This is a genomic window from bacterium (assembly GCA_030652805.1).
Taxonomy (GTDB): Bacteria; JAHJDO01; JAHJDO01; order JAHJDO01; family JAHJDO01; genus JAHJDO01.
In genome coordinates this window covers 43,358-61,040 of record JAUSPT010000056.1, presented here as the reverse complement: position 1 = coordinate 61,040, position 17,683 = coordinate 43,358, and the positions used below count along the sequence as shown (strand labels likewise).

The window sequence follows — 17,683 nt, the reverse complement described above, 5'->3', positions numbered from 1 at the left end:
AACTTGGAAAGTTATTCACAGAACGGTAGTATCCACAAGGTGAAGAGAAGAAACATAAACAATTTAGGATGTGACTGATAATTTATAGTCCTTAGGAGAGATGGATAGTATGAATTTGCATAAAACTTCTTGCATTACCTTAGAACGGAGTTTCAACATCTCTATATCATCAGGACACAACTTGAGATATCTATCAAGGTAATAAACCGCCTTAGATTTGTCTCTAACATAAGTACCGTAAGCTATTGCCGTGCTTTTCAATGCCTTTGCATAATAAGGATCAAGTTTCAGAACCTCTTCAAATTCTCTTATAGCTAGTCTCGGCTTTCTCTGTCGAAGAAGGCAAAATCCCTTCATATAAATAGGCTTAATATAATTCGCTCTTAATTTTATCGCGTTATCAAACTGCATGATTGCGTTGCTATACTTTTCGCCCATGACATAGGAAAGACCCATATTGTAATGGTCCTGCGGTAATATAAATTGCTGCGGTCTCGGCCACATTGCAAAAGATAAAAAAGCAGCACATAGAAGAAAAAAAACTAGTTTCTTGAAATCTTTGTCCCTGGCTTTCTTCCATAACCAATCAATAAAAAACCCTGTAAACAATATTAAGAACGGCACTATAGGCTGTCGAAATCTTGACAGGATATAAAAGGCCATTACAGAGCAAAAGCAGCCAATAATTATTAAATATACAAGTAAATACCTTTGCCAATTTCGAATAGATATAATAATACCTATTATTCCCATTGAAGCTATAAATACAAAACCGGGAAGAGGAAGGCTCAGGAGACTGGAGAATTTTCTCGATAAATAAAAATTGGAATTATTTGGTATCTCGTATCCGTTCCAGAAAGCAATAGACTTTTTTATCTGCTGGCGGAACCATATAGAAGGCGTTTTGAATGCTGTTTTTAAAACATTAAAACATGTTTGTATCTGATTTTTCCCGGAATATGTATCGTCTTTGATGTAATAGAATCCACTGCCGGGAGATCTAGCATCGTGACCGCACACAAATGCAGTTACTCCCTGAGAAGACATGGAGAACAAATTAACTCCAACAATGTGATTGCGAATAAAAAGAGGTGTAAGCGCAAATAAAACACCAAAGAAAAAACACATAAATCGCTTAATTAATAGTTTTTTATTCTTTAGCGTCACATAAACCAACCATATCAGAATAAATAGAACCAATATGATATTATTTGGCCTGCATAGTATCAACAAGCCGAGTACAATCCCCGGAATTAACCATATGACAGCTTTTTTGCTCTTTGAGAGACATACAATTGAGAAAACTAAAAGTACAGTTAAGAAGACTGTGACTGTTACACGCAATAATTCTCCTTCATAGAATATCAATACTCCGTATAAGCTGCAAATGATTCCTGATATTACGCCAACCGTTCTATTAAAGATTCTACTTCCTATTAAGTACAATAAAACACATGTTCCAGCTCCCATGATCATTTGGAATATTCTTGCCATGACAGAACTATGCCCAAATAAGCTGTATATTAAGGCAAGAAAGTATGGATAAAGAGGGGATTGCGAATAAATGCCTTTCCCTCCCAGAATATCTCCATGTGAAATTTGAAGAGAAAATTTATCAAATCTTTCCTGATCCAGTCCCGCTGGGATATTAAAAAACATAGGATTATCCCTCATTTGATAGAGGTAAACGAATCTTATGGATAAGGCAAAAATAAAGATTGTGAGTGGAATAATGATTCTGAGTTTTTTATTTTTTAGCACGAGTCTTGGATTTCCTCGGCTTAACAGAAAGCTTCTTTGTTTTTTCTAATGCATTGAGCCTTTTCTCAATATCTTCTATCTCTTTTCTTGTAGGAATATTTAATTTGTGGATTGCCTGATGTATCTGTCCGTCAAGCTTCTTTTGAAGAGTAGATGCATTTTTCTTTATTCTTTTTGCCCATTCAATAGTCATTTTTTTAGCTTCTTTGCTGCCTATTTTCCCTTTTTTATAAAGTTCATAAATGAGCTCATTAGCTTTCTCTTCTGTTTGTGCTGCAAACTCTGTTGCTTTTTTTATAAAATCCTTCATGATTTCACCTTCCTTTCTATTATTTTTTTCTTATCAGGTTTTTTAATTATACCACATTCTGTTATTATTGCAGATATAAGTCTTGCAGGGGTTACATCAAAGGCAGGATTATATACATTTATATTTTTAGGCGCAATTCTTTTCCCATATAGATTTGTTATTTCTTCAGGAGACCTTTGCTCAATTGGAATCTGTTTCCCTGATTTTATTTTCATATCAAATGTGGAAATAGGAGCAGCTACATAAAAAGGAATATTATGCGCCTTTGCAAGCACTGCCAGACTATAAGTTCCTATTTTATTTGCAGTGTCTCCATTAGAGGCGATTCTATCAGCTCCGACTATTACGCAACTTATTTTCCCTTGTCTCATCAATGAACCTGCCATATTATCGCAGATTAATGTAACATCAATCCCTGCACGCATTAGCTCCCATGTTGTAAGCCTTGCTCCTTGCAGTAATGGCCGAGTTTCGTCTGCATAAACTCTTATCTTCTTGCCTTGCTCATTTGCAAAAAAAATTACACCTAGGGCTGTTCCATAATCAGCGGTTGCCAATCCTCCAGCATTACAATGAGTTAAAACCACATCTCCATCTTTTATAAGCTTTGCACCGTTCCTACCAATGTTCCTGCAAATATTTTTATCTTCATCTATGATTTTTTTTGCTTCATTTAACAATTTGGATTTTATTGTATTAACTGAGAGATTTCTATGTTGTTCGCAACATACGCGCATTCTATCCAGCGCCCAGAAAAGGTTAACGGCAGTAGGTCTTGAGGATGATAGATATGATATAACTTGTTCCAGTCGTTTTTTAAACTGAGCATAACCTTTTGCCTTTGAATTCTGCATGCCAAGAACTACACCCAATGCCCCGGCAATACCTATGGCAGGAGCCCCTCGAACCCTCAAATTTTTAATAGCCTCCCATATACTCTTTACGGTATCGCAATATATGTGCTTAAACTTGTTTGGAAGCAAAGTCTGATCTACCAGCTTAATTCTTCCTTTGTGCCACTGGATTGTTTCAACAGGCATTACTTAATCTTTTTAATAATCTCTGAAGTTGACTTCCCCTTCACTTCCGGAATGGTTATAACCTTTCCGCCGTGCGAGGTTACAGTGTTTCTGCCAATAATCTGATCTATCTTATAATCTCCTCCCTTTACCAGAATATCAGGGAGTAATGCTGATATAGTTTTATCAGGGTCCGGTTCATCAAAAATTACAACGTAATCAACAAATTCAAAAGCAGAGAGTATCTCAGCGCGTTCATCCTGAGGGAATAGAGGCCTTTTATTGCCCTTTAAGCCCTTTACGGATTTGTCACTGTTTATAGCAACTATGAGTATATCGCAAAGCTTTTTTGCAGCTCTTAAATATTTTATGTGTCCAACATGTATGAGATCAAAACAACCATTCGTAAAACCTATCTTCTTCCCTTGCTTTTTAAAAGAGTCTATTATTTCCTTTAATGCGGAAAGAGATTTAACTTTGTCTTTGCTCACAATATAATCTTTCTTCCACAAGTTTACAGATTATGTGAATTACTGTAATGTGAGCTTCCTGAATACGTGGTGTACTTGAGGAAGGGGCAATGAAGCACAAATCTGTTATTTTTGCAAGTGTTCCACCTTCTTTGCCTGAAAATCCAATAGTTGCAAGTTTCATGTTTTTTGCCTTACGGATACCAGCTAATACATTCTCGGAACTTCCACTTGTTGATATACCCAAAGCCATATCTTTCTGAGTTCCTAATGCCTCTATCTGACGCGAAAAAATCTCATTAAAGCTGTAATCATTGGATATTGAGGTTATTACAGAGCTATCTGTAGTTAAGGCAATTGCCGGTAGTGCGCTTCGTTCCAGTTCAAACCTGCCAACCAGTTCTCCAGCAATATGCTGTGCGTCAGCAGCACTGCCTCCATTCCCAAAAACAAGCAGCTTCCCTCCCCCGCTCAACACATCAGCAATGCTGTTTACCATCTTAACTATAACGTCAATCTGATTAGCTATAATATCCTGCTTTACTGCGATGCTCTCCTCGAGTATTTCTACTATGTGTTTGTCCATAGTTCTATTTACTTTCTCTTAACCCGCCTGAATCCAGAGCATTCAATCACATTAATCTTCGGATCTAGTAGCAAACGATCAAACATGAGATTTAAACCTAGATTATCACTTGCTATATGCCCTGCGATTATGACGTTCAAGTGATTCTTTTCAGCCTCTTTTCTATGATCCTCACTTAAATGCATACACACAATTGTGTTTATATCACTAGCAAGAAGCATTTTGAATATATCCTTTGAGCCTTCCGTTCCGCCTGTCATATCTATAAATATTTTGCCAGCGCTTCTCTCTTTTGATCCAATAAGAATATTAGGGCCTGCACCATTCATCGCAGCTTGCTTATACTCCTCTATTTCCAACAGCATGCTTACAACTTCGTTCATTGTACAAGGTTCTTCTTTATCAAAAAGCCTCTGCAAGTATGTCGCCACCATATTATCGGCAGGTGTATGAAGGTTCATAAAAGGCAGTCCGATTAATCTGGCTGCGTCAACTGCTCTTGTATGATTTATCGGCATAAGTCTTCTCTGAACTTCCTTAACTCTATGTTCCATCAGGCTTTCTGCTACATTAATTGGTACACCGTGCAAACTGAGAATGTTTGCCTGCATTTTCATTACATCATACAGCATCGCATATGGCAATCCTTCAGGATGATGAGCTATAACTGCATCTATCTGTTTGCCTCTATTTCTTAGGATATCTGCCAGAATGAGCTCGCCAACTTCAATATCTATACCGACAAGCACAGTTTTAATCGTCTCATCACCGCTGCCATTTAATATTCTTGAGTCAGAGTATGGATTTTCAAGAGATTCTTTATCAAAAAATTCTTTCTCTTTTTTCTTTAATTCCTCATATTTATTCTTGTTTTTCTTAAGTTCCCCCAAAACGGTTTTTTCGCTTCTCGGATCATTTTTAATCCCAATTTTAATTGCTTTTCTATAGAGTTCTTTCAGGTTCATATGACTTATGCTCTTTTATTTTTATTAATGAGTTCCACAATTCTATCCCAGATTCTATGGGCTACTTCTTCTTTAGTCCACTTTGGTAATTCTTCTACATTATTGCTTCTATCGATTATTTTTACAATATTAGTCTCGCTTTCAAAGCCAGCATCAGGCTGAGTTACGTCATTAACTACTATTAAATCCAGGTTTTTTTTCTTTAATTTTGTCCTGGCGTTTTTTATAAGATTATTAGTTTCCGCTGCAAAGCCGACAATAATTCTACCATTTTTTATTTTGCCCAGTTTTTCTAATATATCATCCGTAGGCTCCAAATCTATTTTTAACATACCTTTTCTTTTTATTTTGTTTTTTTCTGTTTTTTGGGGTTTAAAATCACCAACAGCAGCAGCCATTACTAAAATATCAGCTTGTTCAAAACTATCCAGGACAGCTTTGCCCATTTGATCTGCAGTTTCCACTGAGATGTATTTTACACTCTCAGGAGGAGCTAAAAGTGTTTTTCCACTTATTAATGTTACATTTGCCCCTCTTACTCGTGCAGTATGTGCTAAGGCAAATCCCATTTTCCCTGTAGCTGGATTTCCAATAAATCTTACAGGGTCTATATACTCTCTTGTGCCACCTGCTGTTACAAGAACTCTTTTCCCTTTCAGGTCATATGTATCAAAAAGATCCCTTTCAATTAAGACGTCAACAACATGCTGAATAATTGAGTCCACTGATGCCAGTCTCCCCTCTCCTTCTTTTCCACATGCCAACTTTCCGTAATCAGGATTAATAAATTTGACACCAGCTATCTGCAGCTTTTTCTCATTATGTTTGTATATATGACTTTTATACATCCTCTCATTCATAGCAGGAGCCATCAAAACGGGTTTATTCCCAGCAGACAGTAATGTTGTAGAGAGAAGGTCATCTGCAATACCACTTGCTACTTTTCCTATAATATTGGCAGTTGCCGGTGCTACAAGGAACAAGTCAGCACTATCACTTATAGCTATATGAGTTAGTGGGTCTTCAAGCCCGCCTGAGGGAGGGAACATATTAATATACACAGGATTATTGGAGAGTGTCCGTAATGTTGTCTCTCCAATGAAGTTAACAGCATTCACGGTCATGACAACCCTGACATTTGCATTTAAGTCCTTTAATCTTCTTACTATTTCCGCTGCTTTGTATGCTGCAATGCTACCCGTAACACCAAAAATTATTGTTTTTCCTGTTAGCATCTTACTTTTTCTTTTTTTCTTTTTTCTCTTTACCCTTTTCCATTGCTTCAGGCTCTGTCTTTTCATTCTTTACAGGTTCCCAACCTATCATTCCTGTTCTGATTTCCTCTAGGGCAATATTTATTGGTGTATCTTTGATATCTACAAGTTTTGGCGATCCTGCATTAAGCTGTCTTGCTCTCTTTGCAGCCATATTTAGCAGAATGAATATATTATCTGCCTTCCCTAAAAGTTCTTCCCTATTTGAATCTACCATGTTTTTCTCCCTTATTATAAAAAACTTTTAACCTTATCCAGGTTTTCTATTAATTTTATCCTGTTTTTACTAATCATTTCCCTTTTTTTGTGTTGATTTTTTATGACATCTTTTGGTGCTTTACCTAAGAAATCTTGATTATCAATCTTTCTGCCTATCTTCTCAAATTCCTCTTCTAATTTAGCAATCTTTTTTTCAAGGCGGTTTTTCTCTGAAGCAAAATCGAATTTATCGCCTAAGCACAAAAATACCTCTATCCCAGATTTAGTAAGATCTGAAGGAAATGGAGAACTAACCTTTATATTGTAACCTATTTTCACATCTGTAGCGTGTAATAATCTTTGCATTCCTATTCTATCTGAACTCAGTGCTTTTCCCTCCTCTATACTGGTCGTCTTGACTATATAATTGAGATTTTCTGATAGAGGAATATTCCAATCCCCTCTCAAATTTCTACCAACATTAATAACCTCATATTTAAGCATTGCTTTGTTGGTCTCTTCCAAATTAACATATCTAGAATCTGCTTCCGGCCAGGATGATATCATAATACTTTTATCTAAGTCCGGAGCTACAGTCTTTCTTAGATTCTGCCATATTTCTTCTGTGATAAACGGTATAAAAGGATGTAACAATTTAAGACTTTGCTTCAACACGTAAAATAGCACTGCTCGGGCTGCAGCACAACCTGTTCCCTCAGACATTCTATGCTTTATTATTTCCAGATACCAGTCACAGAATTCATGCCAGAAGAAGTTATAGATTTTACTTGCAGCTTCATTGAACTTGTACCTTTCCAGACTTTCAGTTAGAGATACAATGGTTTGATTTAATTTAGTTAAGATGAACCAATCATCCGATGCCAGATTATGAGAAGTCAAGTCAATATTTAAGTTCTTATACCCCGCTAAATTTGTTATCGAAAAACGTCCAGCATTCCACAATTTATTACAGAAATTTCTTGCTCCTTCTATTCTTGTAGTTGTCAACAGAATATCCTGCCCTCCCAAGGTTGAGAGGTCTGCAAGAGCCAATCGCAATGTATCGGCGCCGTATTGGTTAACAAGATCTATGGGATCAATTACATTCCCAGCGGATTTGCTCATTTTCTTTCCTGAAGAATCTCTGACAATCCCATGAAGATAAACTCTCTCAAAAGGAATCTTATCCATAAACTGCAATCCCATCATAATCATACGTGCAACCCAAAAATATATTATGTCATATCCAGTAACTAATACTGTTGTAGGATAGAAATAACCTAACTCTTTTGTCTGGTTAGGCCATCCCATTGTAGCAAAAGGCCACAAGGCAGAGCTAAACCATGTATCAAGCACATCAGAATCCTTCTCCAGACCCATGCTTTCACATCTCCCACATTTCAAAGGTTTTTCTATGTCTACTATTATTTCTCCACAATTACTGCAATACCAAACTGGTATTTCGTGTCCCCACCAGATCTGCCTTGAAATACACCAGTCCTTAATGTTCTCCATCCAGTTTAAGTAAACCTTTTCCCATCTAGGCGGTGAAAACTTTATTTTACCGCTGGTTACAGCCTTTATCGCAGGTTGAGCTAATGATTTCATACTAACAAACCATTGCTTGGAAACTAATGGCTCCACAACAGTATGACATCTTGAGCAATGCCCTACATTGTGAAGATGACTTTCTATCTTCAAGAGGTACCCTTCTTTTTTTAGATCTTCCACTAATTTTTCTCTGCAGGAATATCTATCCATTCCATTATAAACACCAGCATTTTTATTCATTCTGCCTTTTTCATCTATGACAACAACTTGTTTCAGATTATGCGCAAGTCCGATTTCATAATCAACCGGATCATGAGCTGGTGTTACTTTAACTGCACCTGTTCCAAATGAGCTATCCACTCTCTCATCAGAAATAACAGGAATTTTTCTTCCAATAATAGGCAATATAACTACCTTCTTTATAAACCTTTTGTATCGTTTGTCCTGAGGGTGAACAGCAATTGCGGTATCTCCAAGCATTGTTTCTGGTCTAGTGGTAGCAATTACTATTTGGTCATTGCTTTGCTCTAAAGGATAATTAAGGTAGTACAGACTGCCTTTCAATTCCTTTCTCTCTACCTCTATATCTGAAATCGCGGTCTGACAACGGGGGCACCAATTAACAATATAATTATCCCTATATAGCAATTTATTTTTATACAACCTAATAAAGGCTTCTTTTACAGACCTTGCATAATCATCGTCCATCGTAAATCTTTCTCTTGACCAGTCACATGATGTCCCCAATCTTTTCAATTGACTTATTATTCTACTGCGATACTCTTCCTTCCATTTCCATGCATATTTAAGAAATTTTTCTCTGCCAAGACTGTCTCGCGTTAGCCCTTCCTGAGAGAGTCTTTTCTCTATTACATTTTGTGTAGCAATTCCCGCATGGTCAGTTCCTGGTATCCATAGAGCATTAACCCCCTGCATTCTCTTCCATCTGACCAGAATATCCTGAAGAGTCTCGTCTAATGCATGCCCCATGTGCAGAACTCCAGTTACATTTGGCGGAGGAATAACAATACAGAACGATTTCTTACCAGAAGTTACTTTTGCATGAAAGAATCCATTCTTTTCCCAGAAAGAATACCACTTGTCTTCTACTTGTCTCGAGTCATATTTTTTCGATATCTCAGTCTCAACTAAGACCATTTTAAATATTCCTTAATAATGCCAAGTAACATGATTTTATGCTTTTTTAGAGACAAAGTCAATTTTAGCGCCTTTATAATCAATGAGCTCAGGTTTGTTCATCTTGAGAAAGTTTTGGAGGCTTATGAAATATATAGAATATGCCACCGAAAAGATTTAAAATGAGTACGATAAGTCTCACAATTATTGACATGGTTAGAGCTAAACCGCAAGCTTCGGTAACAAGTCCAAAAAAATATTTATACATACTCTCTCCAAGTCCCCATCCTGCGAATGTGATTGGAATCGTGCTTATAACTGCAATAATTGGAATAAACAAAAAGAAATATTTCATTGAAACATTTAACCCCAGACCCAATGCTATCTGGTAATTTATCAATATGGACATAATCTGTATAACGATAGACATTAGGAAAACTTCAGCAAGCAAGGCTTTTTTGGACCTGTAAATATAGAATGCTGAGTACACACGCTTTAAAGAAACAACAGCTTTTTGCCACCTTTCTTTTTTTACATCAAAAGAGAATTTTTTCATAAGGCGCTTGTTAAAAAAAGCAATACATAAAATAGTTATTATCAAAAAAACCACAACTATACTTATTGCAGGTTTTCTAATCTGAGGATCTGATATAGCATAGAGACTTGCCACTGCGCCTATCGCAAGAAGAGCCAGCATGCCAACAATTCTGTCAATAAGCACTGTTGTCGCTGCTTCAAGTCTTTGGTCAGTGTGTTTTGACACATAATATGCCTTTACAACGTCTCCACCCGTCAGACTTGGCATAAAGGTATTAAAAAATAGTCCAATAAAATTCAGTTCTAACGTTTTGAAAAATGGAAGATATATGCCCTGTCCTTTGAGAAGTTTCTGCCATCTTAAACAGGCTATAAAAACAACAACAATATACAATCCAATTGCCATAAGAAGGCGTGATAATTCTATGCTTTTGATATGTTCTACTATTTTATGAAGGCTAATATCCGGTCTTGAGAAGACATACCAGAGAATTCCTATACTAATACATAATTTTAGAATCCAAAACAGGGTCTTTTTCATGGATATTGCCTATTTATTTACTGCTTTTATACCACCTGACAAATTCAGCGATTCCATCCTCTATGGAAACCTTGGGCTGGAAATTTAGCATCTTCTTGGATTTGCTGATGTCTGCGTACGTAATACTCACATCACCGGGCTGAGTAGGAAGTTTTGTTATCTTTGCTCTTTTGCCAAGTTCTTCTTCTATCACGTTGATGAAATAATTTAATTCTATTGGATGAGAATTGCCGAGGTTGAAAATTTCATATTCAAATTGCTTATCCAGAGCAGATATTACTCCATCAATAATATCATCAACATAGGTGTAATCTCTTTTAGAATGTCCATCTCCGAATCTTAGAAGTTCTTTTTCTTCATCAATCCATTTTGTAAATTTATAGGTTGCCATGTCAGGTCTTCCTGATGGACCATATACAGTAAAAAATCTCAGGCAAGAGATTGGTATGTTATAAAGATGGTGATATACATGACACATAACTTCTCCAGCCTTCTTAGTAGCTGCATATGGAGAAATTGCTTTATCCACATTGTCATGTTCTGAAAAGGGAATTTTTTTATTATTACCATATACAGAAGAAGATGAAGCAAAAATAAAGTTTTTGACATTCTTGCTTAATTCCAATAAGTGCATTGTTCCTCTCAAATTGACCTCTTCGTAAAGTAGCGGGTTTTCAAGCGAAGGCCTAACTCCTGCCCTTGCAGCCAGATGAACAACTCTGCTTATTCTATTAGATGAGAAGATTCCCTTTAGAGAATTGAAATCCCGAATGTCAATTCTATATAGTTTGAAATTTTTCTGGCTAAGAAACTGTTTAATATTATTTTCCTTTATTAAAGGAGAATAATAATCATTAAAATCATCTACGCAAATGATAGCCCTGTTATCATCTAATAATCTTTTTACAAGATTAGACCCAATAAAACCTGCACCACCTGTTACAAGAATGTGTCCATCATCCATACATCGTCCCCTTCCATGGCTAAGTATAACGGAGTGAATATAGCATATGAGAAGGCAATTTACAATTTATCCTTCCCATACTCATCAAAGAAACATACATCATTAAGACTTCTTTTTGGGACGTTTAATACCCCCTCCCCGTCCTTCCAATACTTAATGGAATCTTGCATCTCTACAGCTTTCGGACTTTCATTGGGATATCCGAGAGCAAGTACAGAGTCTATCTCGCATTTACCCGGTATATTTAATGTTTTTCTTAAACTGGTTCTGTCAATTGATCCTATCCAGCATGTCCCAATATTCTCTTCCATAGCAGTAAGGATAATGTTTTCTATAGCCGCTGATGCATCGTGTTCACCGCCAGTTGCTCTCTTCTCGCTGTTGAGAAGAACAACAATATAAGCTACAGGTTGTTCCCCCTCCTTTGGATTCCCTTCAGGCGCAATATATCCTGCCCATTTAAGCGTACCAAAAACCTTATTAACTAGTTCTTCATCCTGAATAATTATATACTCGCACGGCTGGAGATTGGCACCTGATGGAGCAAGACGACCTGCATTAACAAGTTTTTTCAATATGTCAGAGGAAACAGGTTTTTGATTAAATCGTCTGATAGAACGTCTCTTAACAATTGCGTCATATACATTCATCATCATCTTTCTTTACCAATTTTTGTCTATTGACGAGAATTCATCCAGTTTTTTATGTACTATTTTCTTTATCTCTTCAAGCCTTTCTTGAGTTTTAGCTTCAAATCTTAATACCAATAATGGCTGTGTATTTGATGCTCTTACCAGTCCCCAGCCATCTTTAAACAAAATCCTTACTCCATCAATATCAATTGTGTCATATTTTGATTTGAAATATTTTTCAACACTATCCATCACCTTAAATTTCTCTTCTTCAGATGCACAATTTACCCTTATTTCAGGCGTGGAAAAATAATGCGGTATCTCTCTAACTATATCTGCCAACGATTTGTCCTTCGCGGATAGAAACTGGAGCAGTCTTCCTGATGCATATATACCATCGTCATATCCAAAATAATTATCCGCAAAAAACATGTGCCCGCTCATTTCTCCTGCCAGAGGAGCTTGTTCTTCTCTCATTTTTTGCTTAATAAGTGAATGTCCTGTCTTCCACATTATAGGTTCTCCGCCATGTTCCCGAATGTCTTCTATTAATGCCTGAGAGCATTTAACATCAAATATTATCTTTGCTTTTCCTTTTGAGAGTATGTCCCGCGCGTAAAGAGCAAGTAACTTGTCCCCTCTGATTATATTCCCTTCATTATCAATTGCGCCAACCCTGTCTGCATCCCCATCATAGGCAATTCCAACATCTGCTTTTGTCTCTTTTACCTTTGCTATCAAATCAGCCACATATTTATCTACAGTAGGGTCAGGAAGATGGTTTGGAAAACTGCCGTTAGATTCACAATAAAGAGGAATAATTTTACATCCCAGATCTCTAAACAATCTTGGTGCAATGTCACTGGCTGTTCCGTTTCCTGCATCAATAACCACCTTAAGTTTCTTCTTTATCTCTATCTTTGATTTAAGCGTTTGGAAATATGTCTGTCTAGGATCTTCTTCTTCGACAGTCCCCTCTCCGGTTAAAAAATCATTGGACTCTATAGTTTCCCTTAGTTTCTGAATTTCCTCGCCATATATTGAAGCAATACCTTTAGATATTTTAAATCCATTATATTCGATTGGATTGTGACTGCCTGTTATCATTATTCCTGCGTCTGCCTTATAATGCAGAATTGAAAAGTAAAGCATAGGCGTTGGTCCTTCCCCAACATCAATAACATTGCAGCCAGTTGAAATAAGTCCGCTTATCAGCCAATTATTCAAACTTTTAGAACTTAATCTGTTGTCATGTCCTACCGCAATCTTCTTGTTTCCTGACATATGCGTGCCAACTGCTTTACCGATGTTTGTAACAACCTCTTCTGTTAGATCCTCTTTCACTAACCCTCGAATATCATATTCCCTGAAAATCTGCGTATTCATAGTTTTTCTCCTAGCCTGAAGGCTTTTTTTAGTAATTCTGGATGCTTTAATATAGCACCCTTTTCACCAATTCCGAAACAGAAAAGATCTTCTTTGTAATCTGCATTAATAGTAACAAAAAAATTCTTTACAATTGATCTTGCGTTATCAAAGAAATCTTTCCTCTTTGATCCCTCTACAGAAATAAAAACTCCTATCTTCCTTTTTCCAAAAACTTGTTTTTTAAATATATACTTAGCTCTCCAGACACATTGAAACCTGTCTATCATCATTTTGGTCTGCGCACTAAGACTTCCAAAGAATATTGGAGAAGCCAAAATTATAACATCTGCTTCTTCCACCTTTCTATAAATAGTTTGCATATTGTCTTCAATTATGCAGAATCCGTCATTGGGCATGTTCTCACACTCCTGACAGGGAGAAAATTCAAGATCATTTAAGACAATTTTCTCCACCTCAGCACCCTTATTTTGGGCGCCCTTCAATACATTATCAAGAAGAATATCTGTGTTCCCACCTCTCCTTGGGCTTCCATTTATCCCTAATACTTTCATGTAAAAACTCCATCATTACTTGCGATATGTATATTGCGAAGAGCGGGTGAAGGGAATCGAACCCTCGTATCAAGCTTGGGAAGCTTGTGTTCTACCACTGAACTACACCCGCATGGTGGGGAGAGGAGGATTCGAACCTCCGAAGGCATCGCCGTCAGATTTACAGTCTGATCCCTTTGGCCACTTGGGAATCTCCCCATTTTTAGAGCCGGCGAAGGGACTTGAACCCCCGACCCGCTGATTACAAATCAGCTGCTCTACCAACTGAGCTACACCGGCAACGCAATCTTAGAACCCTGCTATTATACATGCTTTAATTTAAATGGCAAGATTTCCGTATGAGCTTTATCCAGCTATGAGTTTTTCTCCGGGCAGTGAAAATTCATCTGCTCCGATATGCATGAGTGGACTTGCTGCATGGGAATCGAACTTTTTGTTTTCAAAGACATCTGCCCTTATCTCTGCTCCGATTACTTCTCCGATTACCAGTACATGGTCACCAGCTGAAATTTCTTTAAAAAGTTTACAGCTAAATATTGCATAGCACTCTTTTATTCCAGGAGATTTTATTCCGTCCAGCTTAACTTCTGTCAAGTTAGACTCTTTTATTTCACTTACTCCTTCAGAAAGACTCTCCGCACACTTCCAGACCTGATTCAGCAGTTCTTTCCCAGGGATATTGATTGTAAAATCTCTGACTAGACGGATATTAGCCAATGTATGCCGTTTATGTGCAGAGCTAAAGGCAACTAAAGCCGGCTTCATTGAGACTGGCATGACAAAACTAAACGGTGCAGCATTTGAAATCCCCTTCTCATTAACCGTTGCTACTAATACTGTAGGTCTGGGTGCTAAGACTTTGTACCAGTTATTTAAATCTAGTTTCACTGTGTTTTCTCCTTTTGTTTTTTGTCAGTTGAGAGCGTATTTTATATTTAATATGGATAGAAAACAAAGAAAACAAGGGATAATACCCCTAATATCCACAACCCAAGAGGAACTTCTCTGAATCTTCCCGACAATGCCTTCATAAGAGGATAAATCACAAAGCCGGCAGTCATCCCAATACCCAAATTATATGTAAAACTCATCAAAATAATAACAGAAAAAACAGGAATGACCTCAGTAAAATCATTAAATTTTACCTTGGCAATTGGAGAAAGCATAAGCATGCCAACAATGATCAAAGCTGGGCCATAAGCACATGAAGGAACTATTCTAAAGAAAGGGCTAAAAAACAGCGCCAACAGAAATAAAAATGCTGTTACTACAGAGGTTAACCCAGACCTGCCCCCTGATTCAATTCCTGCTGCTGACTCAATATATGTGCCTGTTGTAGTTGTGCCTAGTAAAGCACCAACAACTGTTGCTAAAGAATCGCATAACATCGGTTTTTCAATCTCTGGCAGGTTCCCATTCTTATCTAAAAAACCGGCTTTGTATGACACCCCGATTAGTGTCCCCAGAGTATCCACAAAGTCCATTACAAACACGGTTAAAATAACCGAAAAGAATCCCCACTTTAATGCACCCAATATATCCAGTTTAAGAAAAATAGGTACTATACTGGGTGGCATACTGACCCATTTATCTGGAGCTGGTGTTACTCCCATACAAAAAGCAAGAAAAGTGATTGCCAGAATTCCAAATAGAATTGCTCCTTTTATTCTCTTTATCATCAAAAAACCTATCAATAAAAATCCAAGTATAGATAACAAAACAGGGACATTCTTAAAATTTCCGACACATACTGGGGCTCCAGGCACTCCCAATTTTATAATTCCTGTTTCATTAAGACCAATGAATGTTAAGAACAGTCCGATGCCCACTACGAAAGCTATTTTAAGCCCTTCCGGTATTGAATTGGCCAGCCAGCTGCGTATCTTAAAAATAGTAAGCAGTGTAAACAGAACACCGCCAATAAATATAGCACCCAGAGCAGTTTGCCAACTATATCCAAGCACTTTAACAACTGTAAAAGCAATAAATGCATTTTCGCCCATATAAGGAGCAATTGCAAATGGCCGTTTTGCATAAATACCCATTAGCAGTGTTCCAAAGAAAGCGCTTAATATGGTAGCTGTCATAGATGCGCCAAAAGGCATACCTGCTGCTTCCAGAATCTTTGGATTAACAATAATTATGTACGCCATAGTGGCAAATGTTGTTACTCCAGCAATTACCTCTTGTCTGACATTAGTTCCTAATTCATCCAGTTTAAAAAAAGTTTTCATTATATATCCTTGCGAAAGCCTTTGGTATGTAGTTTACTAATTCTGTAGCAGTCAAACATCTATCCAGCTTGTTTTCGTCTTTCCACATATCTGCTGCCAGACCATGTAAATATGCTCCGAGCTTTGCCCCGTCTAATCCAGAAAGACCTTGCGCAATCAATCCTGAGATAAGCCCGGTAAGAACATCTCCCATTCCCCCTATGGCTAAAGCAGGATTACCTGTGGGATTTATATAAACATTGCCTCTTTCATCGGCAATAATCGTTCCTGCTCCTTTTAGCAATGTAATAGTTTTATATGTAATTGCAAACTTTTCTGCTATGTTTATTCTATCTGAAGTAACTTCAGACACGTGCCTTTCAATAAGTCCCGCCATTTCACCAGGATGAGGAGTTAAAATTGTTGGATACTTTCTCTTTTTAAGCATTGATACATGCCCAGCAAGTGCATTAATTCCATCTGCGTCAATTACAACTGGTTTTTCTAATGATTCTATTAATTCGCGAATTAAAGAACTTGTTTCGGAATTTCTAGAAATTCCTGGGCCTATGGCAACAGCATCAACCTTTGATGAAAAATCCAGTATTTCTTTTCTTGCCTTTTTACTCAAGCTTCCATCCGTGGTTTCAGCCAGAGGTTTTGTCATAACTTCTGTCAGCTTCATTTCCATAGTAGAATTCAAACTCTCAGGGATTCCAAGTGTGACAAGACCTGTGCCAGAATAAAGAGCTCCAAGACTAGCTAGAGCCGCCGCACCTGTTAATCCTCTGGAGCCAGCTATAATAAACACATGTCCGAAGGTACCTTTATGTGAATTAATCGATCGCTTAGGAATAAGAAAAGATAACTCACTATGGGTCATCAAATTTAGTTTTAATTTTGGATCTGTCAAAAGTTTTTTAGGAAGACCTATGTCCTGAGTAATAAGTTTACCTGTAAATCCAATACCAGGATAAATCAATAACTCTTTTTTTGGCAGGCCAAAAGTAACTGTCCTATCAGCTTGAATACAAACGTCTTTCTTTTCATCAAAACCCTCATAAAGTCCTGAAGGTAAATCAACAGAAAGAACCTTATTTGATTTCAGCATGTTTATGAACCTAATTACCTCAAACATTACGCCTCTTACTGCACCTTTTAATCCAATACCAAAGATTGCATCTATTACTAAACCTGCATGAGAAAAAACATGTTTCACTTTTTGTAGCTGCTTTAATTCAACGATTTCAAATATATCAGCACCCATCTCCTTTGTAATATCAAAATTTGTTTTTGCATCACCTTTTATGTCTTTAATATTGCCAAGAAACGCTATTTTAACATCTATGTCTTTAACACATTTTGAATTCAGAAGATGACGTACTGCTACAAAGCCGTCTCCCCCATTATTGCCTTTCCCGCAGACTACAAGAACCCGCGTATTTTTTATTTCAGCCAGCATTTGTTCTGCATTCTTGCTCACTGCGCATCCTGCATTTTCCATAAGATCTAGACCATTGATGCCATACTTCTCCATAGCAATTCTGTCTATCTCCCTCATCTGGTCGAAACTAGCTACTTTCAT

General features: G+C 37.2%; 17 protein-coding genes and 3 tRNA genes. All 20 read right to left on the bottom strand.

The genetic code is table 11. The features are described from left to right. Nucleotides 1–63: 63 nt before the first annotated feature. The 20 genes from Q7J67_06685 to Q7J67_06590 all read right to left on the bottom strand — a co-directional run bounded on the left by Q7J67_06685 (nucleotide 64) and on the right by Q7J67_06590 (nucleotide 17,683). Nucleotides 64–1,659 (bottom strand): glycosyltransferase family 39 protein, encoded by a 1,596-nt coding sequence (locus Q7J67_06685; GenBank protein MDO9464964.1) that lies wholly within the window; start codon nucleotides 1,657–1,659, stop codon nucleotides 64–66. An 88-nt stretch (nucleotides 1,660–1,747) separates the two neighbouring features. Further along, a complete protein-coding gene (locus Q7J67_06680) occupies nucleotides 1,748–2,071 on the bottom strand; it encodes a phasin family protein (protein ID MDO9464963.1) in 324 nt (107 codons plus the stop codon). Beyond that, the gene (gene mtnA / locus Q7J67_06675; GenBank protein ID MDO9464962.1) at nucleotides 2,068–3,111 is read right to left on the bottom strand and encodes an S-methyl-5-thioribose-1-phosphate isomerase; all 1,044 of its coding nucleotides are present in this window, start codon (nucleotides 3,109–3,111) and stop codon (nucleotides 2,068–2,070) included. Before mtnA ends, Q7J67_06680 begins: the two co-directional genes overlap by 4 nt. Beyond that, nucleotides 3,111–3,581, bottom strand: a complete 471-nt coding sequence (gene rfaE2, locus Q7J67_06670) for a D-glycero-beta-D-manno-heptose 1-phosphate adenylyltransferase (GenBank protein MDO9464961.1) — start codon at nucleotides 3,579–3,581, stop codon at nucleotides 3,111–3,113. Before rfaE2 ends, mtnA begins: the two co-directional genes overlap by 1 nt. Next, nucleotides 3,562–4,146, bottom strand: coding sequence for a D-sedoheptulose 7-phosphate isomerase (locus Q7J67_06665; GenBank protein ID MDO9464960.1), 585 nt, complete (start codon nucleotides 4,144–4,146; stop codon nucleotides 3,562–3,564). The genes rfaE2 and Q7J67_06665 overlap by 20 nt, the downstream gene beginning before the upstream one ends. Nucleotides 4,147–4,154: 8 nt before the next feature. Further along, nucleotides 4,155–5,111, bottom strand: coding sequence for an NGG1p interacting factor NIF3 (locus tag Q7J67_06660; protein MDO9464959.1), 957 nt, complete (start codon nucleotides 5,109–5,111; stop codon nucleotides 4,155–4,157). Between the two features lie 5 nt (nucleotides 5,112–5,116). Then, nucleotides 5,117–6,346: a bifunctional phosphopantothenoylcysteine decarboxylase/phosphopantothenate--cysteine ligase CoaBC gene (gene coaBC, locus Q7J67_06655; protein MDO9464958.1), complete on the bottom strand. Its 1,230-nt coding sequence runs from the start codon at nucleotides 6,344–6,346 to the stop codon at nucleotides 5,117–5,119. 1 nt (nucleotide 6,347) lies between these two features. Beyond that, nucleotides 6,348–6,602, bottom strand: coding sequence for a DNA-directed RNA polymerase subunit omega (rpoZ, locus tag Q7J67_06650; GenBank protein ID MDO9464957.1), 255 nt, complete (start codon nucleotides 6,600–6,602; stop codon nucleotides 6,348–6,350). Between the two features lie 14 nt (nucleotides 6,603–6,616). Further along, nucleotides 6,617–9,292: a valine--tRNA ligase gene (locus Q7J67_06645; GenBank protein MDO9464956.1), complete on the bottom strand. Its 2,676-nt coding sequence runs from the start codon at nucleotides 9,290–9,292 to the stop codon at nucleotides 6,617–6,619. 88 nt (nucleotides 9,293–9,380) lie between these two features. Further along, on the bottom strand, nucleotides 9,381–10,349 hold the full coding sequence (locus Q7J67_06640; GenBank protein MDO9464955.1) for a lysylphosphatidylglycerol synthase transmembrane domain-containing protein: 969 nt from the start codon (nucleotides 10,347–10,349) through the stop codon (nucleotides 9,381–9,383). 13 nt (nucleotides 10,350–10,362) lie between these two features. Further along, nucleotides 10,363–11,313, bottom strand: coding sequence for a GDP-mannose 4,6-dehydratase (locus tag Q7J67_06635; protein ID MDO9464954.1), 951 nt, complete (start codon nucleotides 11,311–11,313; stop codon nucleotides 10,363–10,365). Nucleotides 11,314–11,372: 59 nt separating this feature from the next. Beyond that, the gene (locus tag Q7J67_06630) at nucleotides 11,373–11,969 is read right to left on the bottom strand and encodes a nitroreductase family protein (GenBank protein MDO9464953.1); all 597 of its coding nucleotides are present in this window, start codon (nucleotides 11,967–11,969) and stop codon (nucleotides 11,373–11,375) included. Between the two features lie 6 nt (nucleotides 11,970–11,975). Continuing rightward, on the bottom strand, nucleotides 11,976–13,331 hold the full coding sequence (locus Q7J67_06625; GenBank protein ID MDO9464952.1) for a phosphomannomutase/phosphoglucomutase: 1,356 nt from the start codon (nucleotides 13,329–13,331) through the stop codon (nucleotides 11,976–11,978). Continuing rightward, nucleotides 13,328–13,885, bottom strand: coding sequence for a flavodoxin family protein (locus Q7J67_06620; protein MDO9464951.1), 558 nt, complete (start codon nucleotides 13,883–13,885; stop codon nucleotides 13,328–13,330). The genes Q7J67_06625 and Q7J67_06620 overlap by 4 nt, the downstream gene beginning before the upstream one ends. A 41-nt stretch (nucleotides 13,886–13,926) precedes the next feature. After that, nucleotides 13,927–13,997 (bottom strand) — tRNA-Gly (locus Q7J67_06615). Between the two features lies 1 nt (nucleotide 13,998). Next, nucleotides 13,999–14,083 (bottom strand) — tRNA-Tyr (locus Q7J67_06610). Nucleotides 14,084–14,091: 8 nt separating this feature from the next. Beyond that, nucleotides 14,092–14,164: transfer RNA gene (locus Q7J67_06605), tRNA-Thr, on the bottom strand. 66 nt (nucleotides 14,165–14,230) lie between these two features. Next, on the bottom strand, nucleotides 14,231–14,773 hold the full coding sequence (locus Q7J67_06600) for a flavin reductase family protein (protein MDO9464950.1): 543 nt from the start codon (nucleotides 14,771–14,773) through the stop codon (nucleotides 14,231–14,233). A gap of 47 nt (nucleotides 14,774–14,820) precedes the next feature. Then, nucleotides 14,821–16,119, bottom strand: coding sequence for an NCS2 family permease (locus Q7J67_06595; protein ID MDO9464949.1), 1,299 nt, complete (start codon nucleotides 16,117–16,119; stop codon nucleotides 14,821–14,823). Next, nucleotides 16,103–17,683, bottom strand: a complete 1,581-nt coding sequence (locus tag Q7J67_06590; protein MDO9464948.1) for an NAD(P)H-hydrate dehydratase — start codon at nucleotides 17,681–17,683, stop codon at nucleotides 16,103–16,105. Before Q7J67_06590 ends, Q7J67_06595 begins: the two co-directional genes overlap by 17 nt.

Coding starts and splice junctions, on each gene's coding strand:
- Q7J67_06660 (MDO9464959.1), bottom strand. CDS start 5,111: ATGAACCTGAAAGAACTCTATAGAAAAGCAATTAAAATTGGGATTAAA.
- Q7J67_06625 (MDO9464952.1), bottom strand. CDS start 13,331: ATGAATACGCAGATTTTCAGGGAATATGATATTCGAGGGTTAGTGAAA.
- Q7J67_06645 (MDO9464956.1), bottom strand. CDS start 9,292: ATGGTCTTAGTTGAGACTGAGATATCGAAAAAATATGACTCGAGACAA.
- Q7J67_06685 (MDO9464964.1), bottom strand. CDS start 1,659: ATGTTTTTTAATATCCCAGCGGGACTGGATCAGGAAAGATTTGATAAA.
- coaBC (MDO9464958.1), bottom strand. CDS start 6,346: ATGCTAACAGGAAAAACAATAATTTTTGGTGTTACGGGTAGCATTGCA.
- Q7J67_06620 (MDO9464951.1), bottom strand. CDS start 13,885: ATGAAAGTATTAGGGATAAATGGAAGCCCAAGGAGAGGTGGGAACACA.
- Q7J67_06595 (MDO9464949.1), bottom strand. CDS start 16,119: ATGAAAACTTTTTTTAAACTGGATGAATTAGGAACTAATGTCAGACAA.
- Q7J67_06635 (MDO9464954.1), bottom strand. CDS start 11,313: ATGGATGATGGACACATTCTTGTAACAGGTGGTGCAGGTTTTATTGGG.
- mtnA (MDO9464962.1), bottom strand. CDS start 3,111: ATGCCTGTTGAAACAATCCAGTGGCACAAAGGAAGAATTAAGCTGGTA.
- Q7J67_06590 (MDO9464948.1), bottom strand. CDS start 17,683: ATGAAAGTAGCTAGTTTCGACCAGATGAGGGAGATAGACAGAATTGCT.
- Q7J67_06640 (MDO9464955.1), bottom strand. CDS start 10,349: ATGAAAAAGACCCTGTTTTGGATTCTAAAATTATGTATTAGTATAGGA.
- Q7J67_06665 (MDO9464960.1), bottom strand. CDS start 4,146: ATGGACAAACACATAGTAGAAATACTCGAGGAGAGCATCGCAGTAAAG.
- Q7J67_06630 (MDO9464953.1), bottom strand. CDS start 11,969: ATGATGATGAATGTATATGACGCAATTGTTAAGAGACGTTCTATCAGA.
- Q7J67_06680 (MDO9464963.1), bottom strand. CDS start 2,071: ATGAAGGATTTTATAAAAAAAGCAACAGAGTTTGCAGCACAAACAGAA.
- rpoZ (MDO9464957.1), bottom strand. CDS start 6,602: ATGGTAGATTCAAATAGGGAAGAACTTTTAGGGAAGGCAGATAATATA.